At 62.7% G+C, this 14,542-nt stretch carries 10 protein-coding genes and 1 pseudogene; 4 read left to right on the top strand and 7 right to left on the bottom strand.

The features are described from left to right. Window positions 1-2 precede the first annotated feature (2 nt). The gene (locus NKJ28_RS11570; protein WP_023676484.1) at window positions 3-617 is read right to left on the bottom strand and encodes a dimethylsulfonioproprionate lyase family protein; all 615 of its coding nucleotides are present in this window, start codon (window positions 615-617) and stop codon (window positions 3-5) included. Between the two features lie 151 nt (window positions 618-768). Between NKJ28_RS11570 and NKJ28_RS11575 the strand changes: the two genes are divergently transcribed. Together NKJ28_RS11575 and mmsB are read left to right on the top strand one after the other, a co-directional pair. After that, window positions 769-1,935 (top strand): isobutyryl-CoA dehydrogenase, encoded by a 1,167-nt coding sequence (locus NKJ28_RS11575; protein ID WP_023676485.1) that lies wholly within the window; start codon window positions 769-771, stop codon window positions 1,933-1,935. Between the two features lie 176 nt (window positions 1,936-2,111). Further along, a complete protein-coding gene (mmsB, locus tag NKJ28_RS11580; RefSeq protein WP_352635613.1) occupies window positions 2,112-2,996 on the top strand; it encodes a 3-hydroxyisobutyrate dehydrogenase in 885 nt (294 codons plus the stop codon). A 407-nt stretch (window positions 2,997-3,403) separates the two neighbouring features. Here mmsB and NKJ28_RS11585 read toward each other — a convergent pair whose 3' ends face one another. From NKJ28_RS11585 to NKJ28_RS11610, 6 genes and pseudogenes are all read right to left on the bottom strand, one after another. Continuing rightward, window positions 3,404-4,228: a class I SAM-dependent methyltransferase gene (locus NKJ28_RS11585; protein WP_352587688.1), complete on the bottom strand. Its 825-nt coding sequence runs from the start codon at window positions 4,226-4,228 to the stop codon at window positions 3,404-3,406. A 48-nt stretch (window positions 4,229-4,276) separates the two neighbouring features. Further along, window positions 4,277-4,639, bottom strand: coding sequence for a hypothetical protein (locus NKJ28_RS11590; RefSeq protein WP_023676489.1), 363 nt, complete (start codon window positions 4,637-4,639; stop codon window positions 4,277-4,279). A 19-nt stretch (window positions 4,640-4,658) separates the two neighbouring features. After that, window positions 4,659-4,991, bottom strand: coding sequence for a DUF6422 family protein (locus NKJ28_RS11595; protein WP_352587685.1), 333 nt, complete (start codon window positions 4,989-4,991; stop codon window positions 4,659-4,661). Window positions 4,992-5,048: 57 nt separating this feature from the next. Then, the gene (locus NKJ28_RS11600; protein ID WP_023676490.1) at window positions 5,049-6,428 is read right to left on the bottom strand and encodes an aspartate aminotransferase family protein; all 1,380 of its coding nucleotides are present in this window, start codon (window positions 6,426-6,428) and stop codon (window positions 5,049-5,051) included. Window positions 6,429-6,668: 240 nt separating this feature from the next. After that, window positions 6,669-8,737, bottom strand: a pseudogene (locus NKJ28_RS11605) (prolyl oligopeptidase family serine peptidase). Window positions 8,738-8,831: 94 nt separating this feature from the next. Further along, window positions 8,832-9,992 (bottom strand): MFS transporter, encoded by a 1,161-nt coding sequence (locus NKJ28_RS11610; RefSeq protein WP_352635617.1) that lies wholly within the window; start codon window positions 9,990-9,992, stop codon window positions 8,832-8,834. A 208-nt stretch (window positions 9,993-10,200) separates the two neighbouring features. On the opposite strand from NKJ28_RS11610, the gene NKJ28_RS11615 reads away from it, so the two are divergent. Then, on the top strand, window positions 10,201-11,778 hold the full coding sequence (locus tag NKJ28_RS11615) for a trimethylamine methyltransferase family protein (RefSeq protein ID WP_352587675.1): 1,578 nt from the start codon (window positions 10,201-10,203) through the stop codon (window positions 11,776-11,778). A 132-nt stretch (window positions 11,779-11,910) separates the two neighbouring features. Next, window positions 11,911-14,508 (top strand): GcvT family protein, encoded by a 2,598-nt coding sequence (locus NKJ28_RS11620; RefSeq protein ID WP_352635620.1) that lies wholly within the window; start codon window positions 11,911-11,913, stop codon window positions 14,506-14,508. Window positions 14,509-14,542: the final 34 nt, after the last annotated feature.

The following is a 14,542-nucleotide window of genomic DNA, read 5'->3' on the forward strand; positions in this document are numbered from 1 at the left end:
TATCAGCCCCTGCCCTGCGCAACAGTTCCGGTGATCGTCGACTTGGCCGCCAGTGGCCCGCCACGCCAGAGATAGAGCGCCAGCAGCGGCTCCTTGCCGGTGCGCATGGCGTGGTTGATGTCAGAGGCATGGTGGATCACCTCGCCCGCCGCTCGAAGGCGAAAACCGCCGTCGCCCATGCGCCATTCGGTGCCGCCGGTCAGCGGGATGTAGATCTCCTCCGCGACATGGTGATGATCGGGGTAGACGATGTCGGGTCCAAGGATCAGCAGGCCGGCCGCAACCTCGTCATTGACGAAATGCCCGCGTGTACCGAACACCTCCAGCCAGCCGTAATTGTCGATGAAAACCTTGCCGAAATCCGCCTCGCCATAGGTTTGCCCCCAGCGCAGATCGCCGCGACGCTCCGCAACCAGCCGCGCCAGCGGCTTGGCCGCAGCGGGAGCGAGTTCGACGATACGGTCGAGCTGAAGGAGACAAGGCAGTGCATGCGGTTCGAGCGGCCGGCTTGGCATGTCCCAGCCGATTCGGGCCACGGCGTCGCGCACCAGCGCATCATCGAACGTCTGGAGATAGGCATGGAAGCGTCCAAGCAGTTCGTCGAAATTTGTCGTCACACTTTGCTCCAAAGCGCATTCGCACACAGCCGCTGCCCAGATGGTTGGATGGAGACGATCGGGTTGCGCGGCGGCATCATTGGTCTAGATTGGACTGCGCGCAAAGCCAAAAACGACAGGCCAGCAGGCCGGAAACATCAGGGAGCACGCCATGGACGCCGCTGTCGATGCGGGCACCAGCCAGTTCGAACTCAACGAAGACCAGCGCGCCATCCAGGAGATGGCGCAAGCCTTCGCCGCCGACCGTGTGGCGCCGAACGCACTCGACTGGGATCGCAACAAGTATTTCCCCGCCGATGTGATCCGCGAGACAGGTCCGCTCGGCCTTGGCGGCATCTATGTCCGCGAGGATGTCGGCGGCTCGGGGCTCGGCCGGCTCGACGCCGTGCTGATCTTCGAAGCGCTTTCGCGGGCCGATCCGGCGTTTTCCGCCTTCATCTCGATCCACAATATGGCGGCATCGATGATCGACCGCTTCGGCAGCGACGAGCAATGTCGGCGCTTCCTGCCGAAGCTGACCTCGATGGAATGGCTGGCCAGCTACTGCCTGACCGAGCCGGGTTCGGGATCCGATGCCGCGGCGCTGAAGACGCGTGCGGTCAAAAGCGGCGGCGATTATGTGCTGAACGGCGCCAAGCAGTTTATCTCCGGTGCCGGCGACAGCGACCTCTATGTCGTCATGGCGCGCACCGGCGCCGACGGGCCGAAAGGCATTTCCACCTTCGTCGTGCCGAACGATGCGCCCGGCCTTTCCTTCGGCGCCAACGAGCGCAAGATGGGCTGGCACATGCAGTCGACCCGCCAGGTCGTCTTCGAGGACTGCAAGGTGCCGGCGGAAAACCTGCTGTCGGTCGAGGGCGCCGGTTTCGGCATCGCCATGGCCGGGTTGGACGGCGGCCGGTTGAACATCGCTGCCTGCTCGCTCGGCGGCGCGCAATCGGCGCTCGACAAGGCACTCGCCTACACCGCCGAACGCAAGGCTTTCGGCTCGAAGATCAACCAGTTCCAGGCGCTGCAGTTCAAGCTCGCCGACATGGAGACCGAACTGCAGGCAGCGCGCGTCTTCCTCTACACCGCCGCCTCGAAGCTCGACCGCAACGCGCCGGATGCCTCGAAATGGTCGGCGATGGCCAAGCGCTTCGTCACCGACACCGGCTTCAACGTCGCCAACGACGCCCTGCAGCTGCATGGCGGCTATGGTTACCTGCACGACTACGGCATCGAGAAGCTGGTGCGGGACCTGCGTGTCCACCAGATCCTCGAAGGCACCAACGAGATCATGCGCGTCATCATCGCTCGCGCGCTGATCGGACGATAGAGAATTTAGTGAATAGTGAATAGTGAATGGTGAATGGTGAGGCTATCATATAGACCATGAGGTAATACATGATCCATACTGACTACTGACTACTGACTACTGACTACTGACTACTGACTACTGACTATTCACTATTCACTATTCACTATTCACTATTCCACTCACGGAGCGCCATTATGACCACCATCGCCTTCATCGGCCTCGGCAATATGGGCAATCCGATGGCCTCCAACCTGGTCAAGGCCGGATATGCCGTGCACGGCTTCGACCTGGTGCCGGAGAACCTCGTCATCGCCAGGGAACACGGCGTCGTCGTCATGGCCAACGCCGTTGCGGCGGTGAAAGACGCCGATGCGGTCATCACCATGTTGCCGGCCGGCAAGCATGTTCTGTCGGTTTACGCAGACATAGCGTCCAAGGCAAAAAAAGGCGCGCTGTTCATCGATTCCTCGACCATCGATGTCGAGTCGGCTCGAAAGGCCCATGCCATCGCCGCCAAGCACGGGTTGCTGTCGATCGACGCGCCGGTCTCCGGCGGCACGGGCGGTGCGGCGGCCGGCACGCTGACCTTCATGGCCGGCGGTTCGAAGGATGCCTTCGCCAAGGCCGAACCAATCCTCAAGCCGATGGCCGGCCGCATCGTTCATTGCGGCGACGACGGCGCCGGACATGCGGCGAAGATCTGCAACAATATGATTTTGGGCATTTCGATGATCGGCGTTGCCGAGGCCTTCGTGCTGGCGGAAAAGCTCGGCCTGTCGCACCAGGCGCTGTTCGACGTCGCCTCGACCTCGTCCGGCCAGTGCTGGTCGCTGACCACCTATTGCCCGGTGCCCGGCCCGGTGCCGACATCGCCCGCCAACAATGGCTATAAGCCTGGGTTCGCGGCGGCACTGATGCTGAAGGACCTGAAACTGTCGCAGGAGGCCGCACAGAGCGTCGGTGCAGCAACGCCGCTCGGCGCCGAGGCAGCCCAGCTCTATGCGCTGTTCAACGCACAAGGGAATGCCGGCGCGGATTTTTCCGGCATCATTAATTTCCTCCGTGGTAACCCGGCGTAAGCTTCCAAGTTCACAGGTTTTCGATCTGCCCAAAGCGGAAAGTCGGCAAATTTAGGTTTGCTTAAGCTCTTGCTAACCCTGCAGTAACGATATGCGTTTAGAACGGATTGCGAGGCGGACATCCGCCCGGCGCTCCGGATCAGGTCTCGCGTACCGGAGCCCGTAAGTTTCGCCGTTAGTTTCGCAAGTGTATTGTTGGCGAAGCGCCATGCGTATCTGGCAAAGCCGCGTTCCGATGGAGCGCGGTTTTTGCGTTTCGCATTCTTCAAGGACAATGAGGCGATCGCCCTGGCGCGTCTCCAGATGATCGTCGGCGTCGTGGCTGCTGTCCTGAGCTACGTCGACCCACAGGTGGTCGCGCCCCAACCCCCCAGCGCGTCGGTGCCATGGCTCATCGGTCAGCTACGCTACTTGCGTGCGAGCACGACGTGGGCCTCTTGGGGGAACATCAGCTCCCCTTCAGTTGAATAGATTGCCAGCGAAAAATTTAGATCACCGGTGATCGCTGCGATGACTGCTTCCCGATGTCCGGCATCCATTCCGCTGACCAGCCCGGCCTGCGGAGTCGCCGCCAATTGTAGTCGCACATATTCCCTCGACGAGGGAAATCGGATGTTCTGTGTCGTCGTGTGGATGGTCACCTGACGAAATCCCGCCTCGGCCACCAATCGGTAAAGCTCGTCCGCATCAGCGAGTGAATGCTCAGACCTTTTCGTTGCCGAAGCGCCTGGACCGAGGTGTCGATCCAAGGCATCCGCCAGCGCCTTCGCCGCAGGAGTGTGCTCAATAGCGCTGAAAACGTTTAAAGCCAGTCGGCCGTCAGGCACCAGAACCCGGAACATCTCACGGAGCGCACTAGATCGATCCGGAAAAAACTGCAGTCCGAGCTGGCAAAGAACCAGATCGAAGGCGGAGTCAGGGAACGGCATTTCGAGCGCGCTTCCCTCGTGCCAGTCGATACGCGCTCCAGCGCCTCTCGGGAGCGACCGAGCAACGGCGAGCATGCCCGTATTGATGTCGAGGCCGACGACCTGCCCACTTCCCATACGCTCGGCAGCCGAGCGTGCCACCACGCCGGTGCCGCAAGCTACGTCCAGAATCCGCTCACCAGATTGAGGCGCAGCACGATCCATCAGGTCCGCAGCCCACAGGGCTGTGATTGCCGGGACTAGGTAGCGCTCGTAGAGGTCCGCGGCGCTGCCTTCCAGCTGCCACTGCTCCTGTTTGGCCATAGTGTCCCTCCCGCACAACGATCTCGGGCAACGGGCCCGATCGGCGCTTCAGCAGCCATCATAAAGCGCGTGTCTGTCGACTAGCAACCGGGCAATGGAAACCGGCAGGGTGCTATTCTTCTCGTTCCGTATCACAACGGTCTTACACCATCCGCCCCAAGTAGAATCAAACTCACATTCCACTGTGCACTCCACGCGCGGCATCTCGCCAATATTTACGAGGCCGATATCCACGAGTTTGTAGCGAGCGATCGCCTTTGGATATTTCCTGAAAACACTCTCAATTTCTGACACGAAGCCCTTGTGCTCTTCTGGAACCGGCCTTTTGAAAGGTGTTTTGGCGTCCTGCGCAAGACATACAGTGATGACCGATTGCATAACCAAGGCTAGGATCAAAGAAATGGTGCGCATCAACTGTCTCCAATACGCCTTACGTGGAGAGATGTTTTGATGGTGGATGGCCGCAACTCCGGGACGGGGGGAAGGCCGTATCGAGGGTAGTCTGCGTCAAACATGGCCCACCATCGCCCGTGTAATCGTTGCACGGGCAGTTGCCGTGCGCCTCTATGTGCGCGTTGCAAGGGTTCCCGAACCCAAACCCATCATCAGGTAAAGTTACTCCCGCCCGCGCCAGTAGCGCCGCGGCTTCTTTCCGCGCGCTAATGATCAAGAACGCGGCCTTTTCCAGGGCTTCCGATTGTTCGCGCGTGAGACCTTCCCGAGACAGATATTTAAAGATCCTCGTCTGGCGAACTCTTCGCATGAAGCGGCATTCAATCTCCGGGCGCCCGATTACCGGGCGCCCGGCAAACGTTCCATCTTACCGCTTGCGCAAATCTGCTTGCGCCAGGTCGAGCGCCGTGGCGATGCGGTCGCAGGCCATGTCGATCGTCTCGCGCGTCCAGATCAGCGGCGGCGACAGGATCATCGTGTCGCCGGTAGCGCGCAGCATCATGCCCTGGACAATCGCGTGGTCGCGAACCATCACCGCCGCGCTGCCGGCCGGCAGGAAGCGCTCCTTGGTCACCTTGTCCTTGACGATCTCGATCGCCCCCATCAGCCCGAACGAGCGCACCTCGCCGACCAGATCGTGCCCACCGAGACGTTCCTGCAGGGCCCTGGCGAAGTAAGGCCCGGTGTCGTTCCTCACGCGCTCGACCAGGCCTTCGCGCTCGATGATCTCGAGGTTCTTCAGCGCCACCGCGCAGGCCACCGGATGCCCGGCATAGGTGTAGCCGTGATAGAATTCGCCGCCCTTTTCGACCAGCGTCGCCGCGATGCGGTCGCCGACCAGCAGCGCCGACAGCGGCTGATAGCCAGAGGTCAGCGCCTTGGCCGTGGTGATGGTGTCGGGCTCGACATCGAAGGCTTGTGCGGCGAACCACTCGCCTGTGCGGCCATATCCGGTGATGACCTCGTCCAGCATCAGCAGGACATCGTATTTGCGGCAGATGCGCTGCACCTCCGGCCAATAGCTCATCGGCGGGATCTTCACCCCGCCTGCCCCCATCACCGGCTCGCCGATGAAGGCGGCCACCTTGTCGGCGCCGGCTTCGAGGATCGCGTCCTCGACCGCTTTTGCCGCGCGCAGGCCGAAATCATGGTCGCTTTCGCCGGGCAGTGCGAGCTCATAGGCATAGGGCATCATCACATGGACGATGTTGGGCACGGCGCCGCCGAGCTGCTTGTGCATCAAATCCATGCCGCCGAGCGAGGCGCCGGCGATGGTCGAGCCGTGGTAGCCCATCTTGCGTGAGATGATGCGGTTCTTCTCGGGCCTGCCTTCCAGCACCCAATAGTGACGGACCAGGCGCAGCGCCGTGTCGTTGGCCTCCGAACCGGACGAGCCGTAGAACACCTGGTTGATGTGCCTTGGCGCGATCTCCGCCAGCTTTTTCGACAGCAGAACCGGCGTCGGCGTCGAGCATTTGAAGAAAGAGTTGTAGTAGGGCAATTCCTTCATCTGGGCGTAGGCGGCGTCGGCCAGCTCGTCGCGGCCATAGCCGACATTGACGCACCACAGCCCAGCCATGCCGTCGAGGATTTCCGTCCCTTCGGCATCATAGATGAACGGCCCGTTGGCGTGGGTGATGATGCGCGAGCCGGTCTCGCGCATCTCTTTGTGGTCGGTGAACGGATGAAGGTGATGCGCGGCATCGATCTGCTGAAGCTGCTTCAGCGAATAATTCTGGTAGGTCATGTCTGGTCTTTCCTCTTGAACCAATCCGGCAGCTTTCGCGCCGGGGCGGATTCGTCAGAGGACAGCGGGCGGCGAATAGCCGATGCGAGCGCAGAGCCGCAACAGCTCGGCGCGTAGCGTGCGCGACGACGGCGTCACCGCCACCCCAAATGCGCAACCCGATTTCGCCAGCCGAGCCATGCATGCACCTTAGGCTGCCTCGAGCCCTCAGTTCAAGCCGTGCCGGTCAAGCGACGCCGGTCAATTGGTGCCAGTCAGGGCCCGCTGCAGGAAGACGTACTTCATCGCCGCCTGTGCGGCCTGCGGCCGCCGGTCGCCGCGTCCGCCATGGCCGCCCTCGGTCTCCTCGAAGAACAGCGTCTTGCCGTGGCCGGCCGCCTGCAGCCGTGCCGCCATCTTGCGGGCATGCCCGGGATGGACGCGATCGTGGCGGTCGAGGTCGTCAGCAACACCGGCGGATAGGCTGCATCCGTGTCTACATGCTGATAGGGCGAATAGGCGGCGAGCCAGGCTGCCTCTTCCGGCTTCGCCGGATCGCCATACTCGGCCATCCATGACGCGCCGGGCGGCAGCTCGGTGTAGCGCAGCATATCGAGCAGCGGCACGTCGATGATCACTGCACCGAACAATTCCGGGTGCTGGGTCAGCGAGACGCCGGTCAGCAAGCCACCATTCGATCCGCCCTGGATGCCCAGTGTGGCGGGCGTAGCGATGCCGCGTTTGACCAGATCTTGCGCGACGGCAGCGAAATCGTCGAAGGCATTCTGGCGATTGGCCTTGAGCGCCGCCTGGTGCCAGTTCGGGCCGAACTCGCCGCCGCCGCGGATGTTGGCCTGCACATAGGCATTGCCCTTCTCCAGCCACAGCCTGCCGCGTACGCCGGCATAGCCGGGCAGCAGCGGCACTTCGAAGCCGCCATAGCCGTAAAGCAATGTCGGCACGGGTCCATGCAAGTCGCGCCTCCTGACGACGAAGTACGGGATCATCGTGCCATCCTTCGAGCGCGCCTCGAACTGTTCGGAGACCAGGGACGACGCATCGAAACGCGCCGGCTGCGACTTCACCGTTGCCAGCCCCGCGGCGTTGTCGTCCGACCAGATGATCGAGCTCGGCGTCAGGAAATCGGTGAAGGAGAAGGAGACGCTGGAACCGAAATGCTCGGCATGGCTGATGCCGACATTGCCGTTTTCGGGCAACGCCACGGGCTTGAACTCCCAGCCGCTGTCGCTGCGCTTGCCGGCGACGACCTTGCCGCGCACATTGTCCATCAAATTGATGAACAGCCGGTCCTGCGTGCGGGCAATACCGGCGATCGAGACACGGTGCGCCGGCTCGAGCACGGTGCCGAGGGATCCGAATAGCCCGGTTTCGATCCAGCGCTCGAAATCGAGTGAATAGAGCCCGTCGGGCTTACACAGCGTGCCGTCCGGCGCAGTCCACGGGGTACGCACGCCGAAGACGAGCTGGCCCTTGAACAGCGCTGTATCGGTGACGTCGTCCGGCAACGGGATGCGCCTGTTCTCGCCGGAAGGCAGCCGCAGGAAACTGTGCGAGGCGAAGAAGTCGATGGTTCGGGCGAGGAAGACATGACGCTTGTCGCCGTCGAATTCGACGGACCCGCCGGCGGCAAGATCCTGCTTCAGCGCCTCGAAGATCGGCATCGCCGCTTCCAGTGTCGTGCCGCGCCGCCAAAGCTTGACCACGCGCGGATAACCGGACTGGGTCTTGTCGTCCTCCTCGAAGGCGGCGGAAACGATAACCGTGTCCTCGTCCAGCCAGCTAAAGCTCGATTTCGAGGCAGGAGCGCGAAAGCCGCCATCGACGAACGATCTGCTTTCGATATCGAATTCGCGCATCTCGCTGGCATCGCCGCCATCCGGCGACAGGTTGAGCAGGCAGCGGCTGAAGTCGGGGTAGAGCCGGCTGGCGCCGCTGAACACCCATTTCACCCCCTCTTTCGCCGCCAGACTGTCGAAGTCGATGATCGTCTGCCATTCCGGCTTGTCGGTCTTGTAGGAGGCGACGGTGGTGCGCCGCCAGAGGCCGAGTACGTTCGTCCGGTCCTGCCAGAAATTATAGACATAGCCGTTGATAGCGGCCCCGACGGCGATGTTATCCTCGGCTGTCATCAGGTCGAGCGCCGTCTCGAACGACATCTGATAGGACGGATCACCCTGCAGCTCCCCGACCGTAACTGCATTTTGGTGATGCACCCAGTCGAGCGCCTGCTTGCCCCTCCTGTCCTCAAGCCAGAGAAACGGGTCTTCGGCCGCCGAACCCGGCTGGCCCTTGGTATTCGATTTGGTCATGAGGTCTCCGGTTGAGTCGGGTGGCGACATAGCCAAGATCGACATGGGCCGCTTACATTCAAGTCATTCGTCAGAAACGGCGGCTTTCTGGCATTCACACCATCCGTCTTCGAATGACCGTTACAACTGCCAGCGCCAGGCAAATGGCACCGAGCGTCATTGGCAGGCCGCTGGCGCCAACAACATCCATGGCGCTGCCCGCCAGCGGCGGCACGGCGATGCCGCCGACGCCCCACATCAGCGAGAAGGCGGCGTTGCCGGCGACCAGTGCCGAGCCGGTGAACCGCTCGCCGAGTTCAATGATCGACATCGTGTAAATGCCGTAGGAAACCGCGCCCCAGATGAAGACGCACGGCCAGATCAGCGGCGTCTCGATGAGAACCGGCAACAGAACGCATCCCAGCACCGTCATCGAAACACAGATGAACCGCACCAGCCGCGCCGTCAGTCGTTCCGCCAGCAGGCCGAGCGGCACCTGCATAGCGATGTTGCCGGCGATCATCACCGACAGCAGCGCCGACATGCGCGCTTCGGCGATGCCGTAATGCGCTCCATAGACCGGCAGCAAGGCGAGCACCGCCTGTTCGAAACCGGCGGCCACGATCACCGCCGATAACAGCAGCCACGCCTGCGGCACGAACCCCAGCACCGAAACGCGGTGCCCGCTCTCGTCGACCTTGGGCAGCCGTGCCAGCACCGAGGCGAGGCAGGCGCCGCAAAACAGGAATGCGGCGATGCCGACCAGAAACGGCGGCCATCCCTCGGTGCCGACCGCAAGCAGGCACAGCGGCCCCGCCGCAAAGCCCGCCGAAATGATCGTCGAATAGATGCCCATGACGCGGCCGCGGCGTGCCGGCGGCGCCAGTGCGATCACCCAGACTTCGCTCAGCACGTAGAGCGGGTTGGTGACGGCGCCGATCAAAAAGCGCAGCGGAAACCACAGATAGACACTTTGCGTCCAGCCGATCAGCGCCAGCACCAGCGCGGAAAGTGCCGCGCAAGTAAGCGCGGTGCGCCCTGCCCCGAAACGCCGCGCCAGCGCCGGAACCAGCGGCGACGAGACGATGAAGCCGATCGGCGTCATTGCCGCCGACAGGCCGATCATGGCCGGCGAGACGCCCTGGCGCTGCAGGATGAAGCTCAACAGCGGATAGCTCAGCCCTTGCGCGATGGCGAACACCGAGACGGTGGCGATCACGCCGGTGATCGCCGCCCATTGCACTGTCTCGCCGCTGTCCTGTTCCGCCCGGTCCATGATGCAGGACTAGCGTTTCGCTTTCATCGCGGTAAGCACCGGCAACGAAAACCGCTTGCGCCAGCCGGAAGAGATAAGAGCCTGACGATCCCTCCGGCTGCCCTTCAGGCATGTCGCTTCCCTCGTCCTAGTGGTCGCCGCCTCCGCAATGGCTGGTCGGCCGGCAGTCCATTATGCCGCCGCATTGCCGCAGCGTACGAGGACTATCATGACCGCCGCCCTTCAGCCCGCCGAACCCGCATTGGCAAACGACCGCGCCCGTCGCGGCGGCCGCGCGGGAAAGCGTGCCGGCGGATCGGCGGCGTTCGAGCAGCCGCCGTTTCGGCAGTTGAAGAACCCGCTGGCGCCGACCCGGCTGGTTTCCGACGACGAGCTGGAATCTATCCACCTCGCCTCTCTGCGCGTGCTGCGGGAAATCGGCGTCGACGTGCTGCATGACGAAGCCCGGCGCATTATGAAGGCGCATGGCGCCGATGTCCGCGAAGGCAGCGAGCGGGTGCGCTTCGACAGTGACATGATCCTGGAACTGGTTGCGCACTGCCCGCCGGAATTCACCATCCACGCCCGCAACCCGGCGCACAACGTGCGCTTCGGCGGCGATAATCTGATCATCTCGATGATGGCGTCGGCGCCCAATTGCTCCGACGTCGACCGCGGCCGCCGGCCGGGCAACCAGCAGGACTACCGCAACTTCCTCAAGCTTGCGCAGATGCACAACATATTGAACTGCACGGGCGGTTATCCGGTCGAGCCGATCGACATCCATCCGTCCGTCCGCCACCTCGAATGCATCCGTGACCTCGCCACGCTGACCGACAAGATGTTCCACATCTATTCGCTCGGCAAGGAGCGCAACGTCGACGGCATCGAGATCACCAGGATCGCACGTGGCATCAGCCATGAGCAGTTGCTTTCAGAGCCGTCGGTATTCACCATCATCAACACCAATTCGCCGCTCAAGCTCGACGTGCCGATGATGGAAGGCATCATCCAGATGTCGAGCAAGGGCCAGGTGGTCATCGTGACGCCGTTCACCCTGTCCGGCGCCATGGCGCCGGTGACGATTGCCGGCGCGCTGGTGCAGCAGAATGCCGAGGCGCTGTCCGGCATCGCCTTCGCGCAGATGGTGCGCAAGGGCGCGCCTGTCGGCTATGGCGGCTTCACCTCGAATGTCGACATGAAGTCCGGCGCGCCGGCCTTCGGCACGCCGGAATACATGAAGGCCCAGCTGGTCGGCGGCCAACTCGCCCGCCGCTACAACATCCCCTACCGCACCTCCAACACCTGCGCCGCCAACACGGTCGACGCGCAAGCCGCCTATGAAAGCGTGTTCTCGCTTTGGGGCGCCATCCAGGGCGGCGGCAATCTGATGATGCATGCCGCCGGCTGGCTCGAAGGCGGCCTGCGCTGCTCCTACGAGAAGACCATCCTCGATATAGACCTGTTGCAGATGGTCGCCGAGTTCCTGACGCCGCTCGATCTTTCCGAGGAAGCACTCGGTTTCGACGCCATACAGTCCGTCGGCCCCGGCGGCCATTTCTTCGGCACCCAGCACACGCAGGACCGCTACAAGACCGCGTTCTATGCGCCTATTATCTCGGACTGGCGCAATTTCGAGACTTGGGCGGAGGCCGGGTCGCCGACGGCACTCGAAAAGGCCAATCGCGTCTGGAAGGAACGGCTGGCGTCCTATGAAGAGCCTTACATGGATCCGGCAATCCGGGAGGAGCTCAACGCTTTCGTCGACAAGCGCCGGGCCGAAGGCGGCGCGCCGACCGATTTCTGATCATCTGATGAGTAGTCGACCCCCACTCCGTCTTGATGGCAGGCTGGCCGGAAACATCGCTGTATCCGATCTCCGCTTTGTTTTCGCGCCCCGCTCACTCGATTCAATCTCTTCAAAAACGGATCTATCTTCATGAAATCTCATGCAAAAGCGGTTGTCATCGGCGGCGGGGTCGTTGGCTGCTCGGTGCTCTATCATCTGGCCAAGGCCGGCTGGACCGACATCATGCTGATCGAGCGTTCGGAGCTCACTTCCGGCTCGTCCTGGCATGCGGCGGGCGGCTTCCATACGCTGAACGGCGATCCCAACGTCGCCAAGCTGCAGGCCTATACGGTGCAGCTTTACAAAGAGATCGAGGAGATTTCCGGCCAATCCTGCTCGCTGCACCTGACCGGCGGCGTGATGATGGCCGACACGCCCGAGCGCATGGACTTCTTGCGGCTCGCCCACGCCAAGGGCCGCTATCTCGGCATGGACACCGAACTGATCACGCCGTCCGAAGCCAAGGCGATGTTCCCGCTGATGGACGAGACGAATTTCGTCGGCGCCATGTGGGATCCAGTCGAGGGCCATCTCGACCCTTCCGGCACCACCCATGCGTATGCCAAGGCCGCCAGGAAGCTAGGCGCCGAGATCGTACTGCGCAACCGCGTCGTGGAACTGACGCAGGAGGTCGACGGCACCTGGAACGTCGTCACTGAGCAAGGCACAGTCAAAGCCGAGCATGTGGTCAACTGCGGCGGCCTGTGGGCGCGCGAGATCGGTCGCATGGTCGGCGTCGAACTGCCGGTGCTGGCCATGGAGCACATGTATCTGCTAACCGAGCCGATGCCGGAGGTCGAGGAATTCAACAAGTCGACCGGCCGCGAGATGATTGGCGTGCTCGATTTCAAGGGCGAGATCTATACCCGCCAGGAACGCAACGGCATCCTGCTCGGCACCTATGAAAAGGCCTGCAAGCCGTGGTCGCCGGTCAACACGCCGTGGGATTTCGGCCACGAGCTGCTGCAGCCCGACATCGACCGCATCGCGCCGTCGCTCGAGATCGGCTTCAAGCATTTCCCCGGCATCGAAAAGGCCGGCATCAAGCAGATCATCAACGGCCCCTTCACCTTCGCGCTGGACGGCAACCCGCTGGTCGGCCCGGTGCAGGGCCTGACCAATTTCTGGTGCGCCTGCGCCGTCATGGCCGGCTTCAGCCAGGGCGGCGGCGTCGGCCTGGCGCTGTCGAACTGGATGGTCCATGGCGACCCCGGCTTCGACGTCTGGGGCATGGACGTTGCACGCTTCGGCGAATGGGCAACGCTGCGGTATACCAACGCAAAGGTCCGCGAAAATTATTCGCGCCGCTTCTCCATCCGCTTTCCCAACGAGGAATTACCGGCGGCAAGACCAGCGCAGACGACCCCGCTTTACGACACCATGCTCGCCAACAACGCCGTCATGGGCGACAGCTGGGGTCTCGAAACCCCACTCTGGTTCGCGCCGAAAGGCTCGGAGCCGAAGGACGTCGTGTCCTTCCACCGCTCCAATGATTTCCGCCCGATCGGCGAGGAAGTGCGCGCCACTCGCGAGAGGGTCGGCGTCACCGAGATCGCCAACTTCGCCAAATACGAAGTCTCCGGGCCAGGGGCCGAGGACTTCCTCAACCGCCTGATGACCAATCGCATGCCGAAGACCGGCCGCATCGTGCTGACGCCCATGCTGAACGAGTTCGGCCGGCTGATCGGGGACTTCACCATTGCCAAGGCGGGCCCAAGGGGTGGGGAAGACCGCTTCATGATATGGGGTTCTTCGGCAGCGCAAAAATACCACATGCGCTGGTTCGAGAAGCATCTGCCGAAGGACGGTCCAAGGGCGTCAGAGGTGCGCATCCACCGCTTCGACCAGACGCTGGTCGGGTTGTCGATCGCCGGGCCGAAATCCCGCGACCTGCTGCAGAAACTGGTCGATGTCGACATCTCGACCAAGGCCTTCCGCTTCATGGATTTCCGCGAGATGGCGGTCGGCGGAGCGCCCTGCATGGTCAACCGGATCACCTACACCGGCGACCTCGGCTATGAGATCTGGATGGCGCCTGCCTACCAGCGCCTGGTCTACAAGGCGATCAAGGAGGCTGGCGAAGAGTTTGGCCTTGTCGATTTCGGCATGCGGGCTTTGCTCTCGATGCGCCTTGAGAAGAACTTCCCGACCTGGTTCCGCGAGTTACGTCCGATCTACGGACCGTTCGAAGGCTCGATGGACCGCTTCATCAAGCTAGAGAAGAACGACTTCATCGGCCGGGAAGCAGCGGCCAAGGAACAGGCAGAAGGGCCGAAACTGCGCCGTGTCTCCTTCATCGTCGATGCCGCGGATGCAGACGTCATGGGCGACGAGCCGATCTGGGCCAAGGTCGGCGGCAAGGATTACGGCACCGTGGAAAAGCCGCATGGCTATGGCGCGCCGCGCTTCGACGCGGGCGGCAAGGAAGTGCGCGGCTCGAACGCCGCCGAAGGCGCGTCTGCCGTGCGCGGCATTGTCGACGGCGACTGGCGCGTGGTCGGCTGGGTCACCTCCGGCGGCTATGCGCATTATGTCGAGAAGTCGATGGCGCAAGGCTATGTACCGGCAGCGCTTGCCGAGAACGAGAGCGCCGGGCTGTTCGAGATCGAAATCCTCGGGCAACGGCGGCCGGCACGCATCAATGTCGAGCCGCCCTTCGACCCGAGCGGCGAAAAGATGAGGACGTAGGCGCAGCCAGCCGGTCGCATTGTGCGGAGCATAC

The organism is Mesorhizobium sp. M0145, from assembly GCF_040322355.1.
In the GTDB taxonomy this organism is placed as follows: Bacteria; Pseudomonadota; Alphaproteobacteria; order Rhizobiales; family Rhizobiaceae; genus Mesorhizobium.

Excerpts from the sequence above, each read along its gene's own strand:
- NKJ28_RS11575 (WP_023676485.1), top strand. The coding sequence starts at position 769 with ATGGACGCCGCTGTCGATGCGGGCACCAGCCAGTTCGAACTCAACGAA.
- mmsB (WP_352635613.1), top strand. The coding sequence starts at position 2,112 with ATGACCACCATCGCCTTCATCGGCCTCGGCAATATGGGCAATCCGATG.
- NKJ28_RS11585 (WP_352587688.1), bottom strand. The coding sequence starts at position 4,228 with ATGGCCAAACAGGAGCAGTGGCAGCTGGAAGGCAGCGCCGCGGACCTC.
- NKJ28_RS11590 (WP_023676489.1), bottom strand. The coding sequence starts at position 4,639 with ATGCGCACCATTTCTTTGATCCTAGCCTTGGTTATGCAATCGGTCATC.
- NKJ28_RS11595 (WP_352587685.1), bottom strand. The coding sequence starts at position 4,991 with ATGCGAAGAGTTCGCCAGACGAGGATCTTTAAATATCTGTCTCGGGAA.
- NKJ28_RS11600 (WP_023676490.1), bottom strand. The coding sequence starts at position 6,428 with ATGACCTACCAGAATTATTCGCTGAAGCAGCTTCAGCAGATCGATGCC.
- NKJ28_RS11610 (WP_352635617.1), bottom strand. The coding sequence starts at position 9,992 with ATGGACCGGGCGGAACAGGACAGCGGCGAGACAGTGCAATGGGCGGCG.
- NKJ28_RS11615 (WP_352587675.1), top strand. The coding sequence starts at position 10,201 with ATGACCGCCGCCCTTCAGCCCGCCGAACCCGCATTGGCAAACGACCGC.
- NKJ28_RS11620 (WP_352635620.1), top strand. The coding sequence starts at position 11,911 with ATGAAATCTCATGCAAAAGCGGTTGTCATCGGCGGCGGGGTCGTTGGC.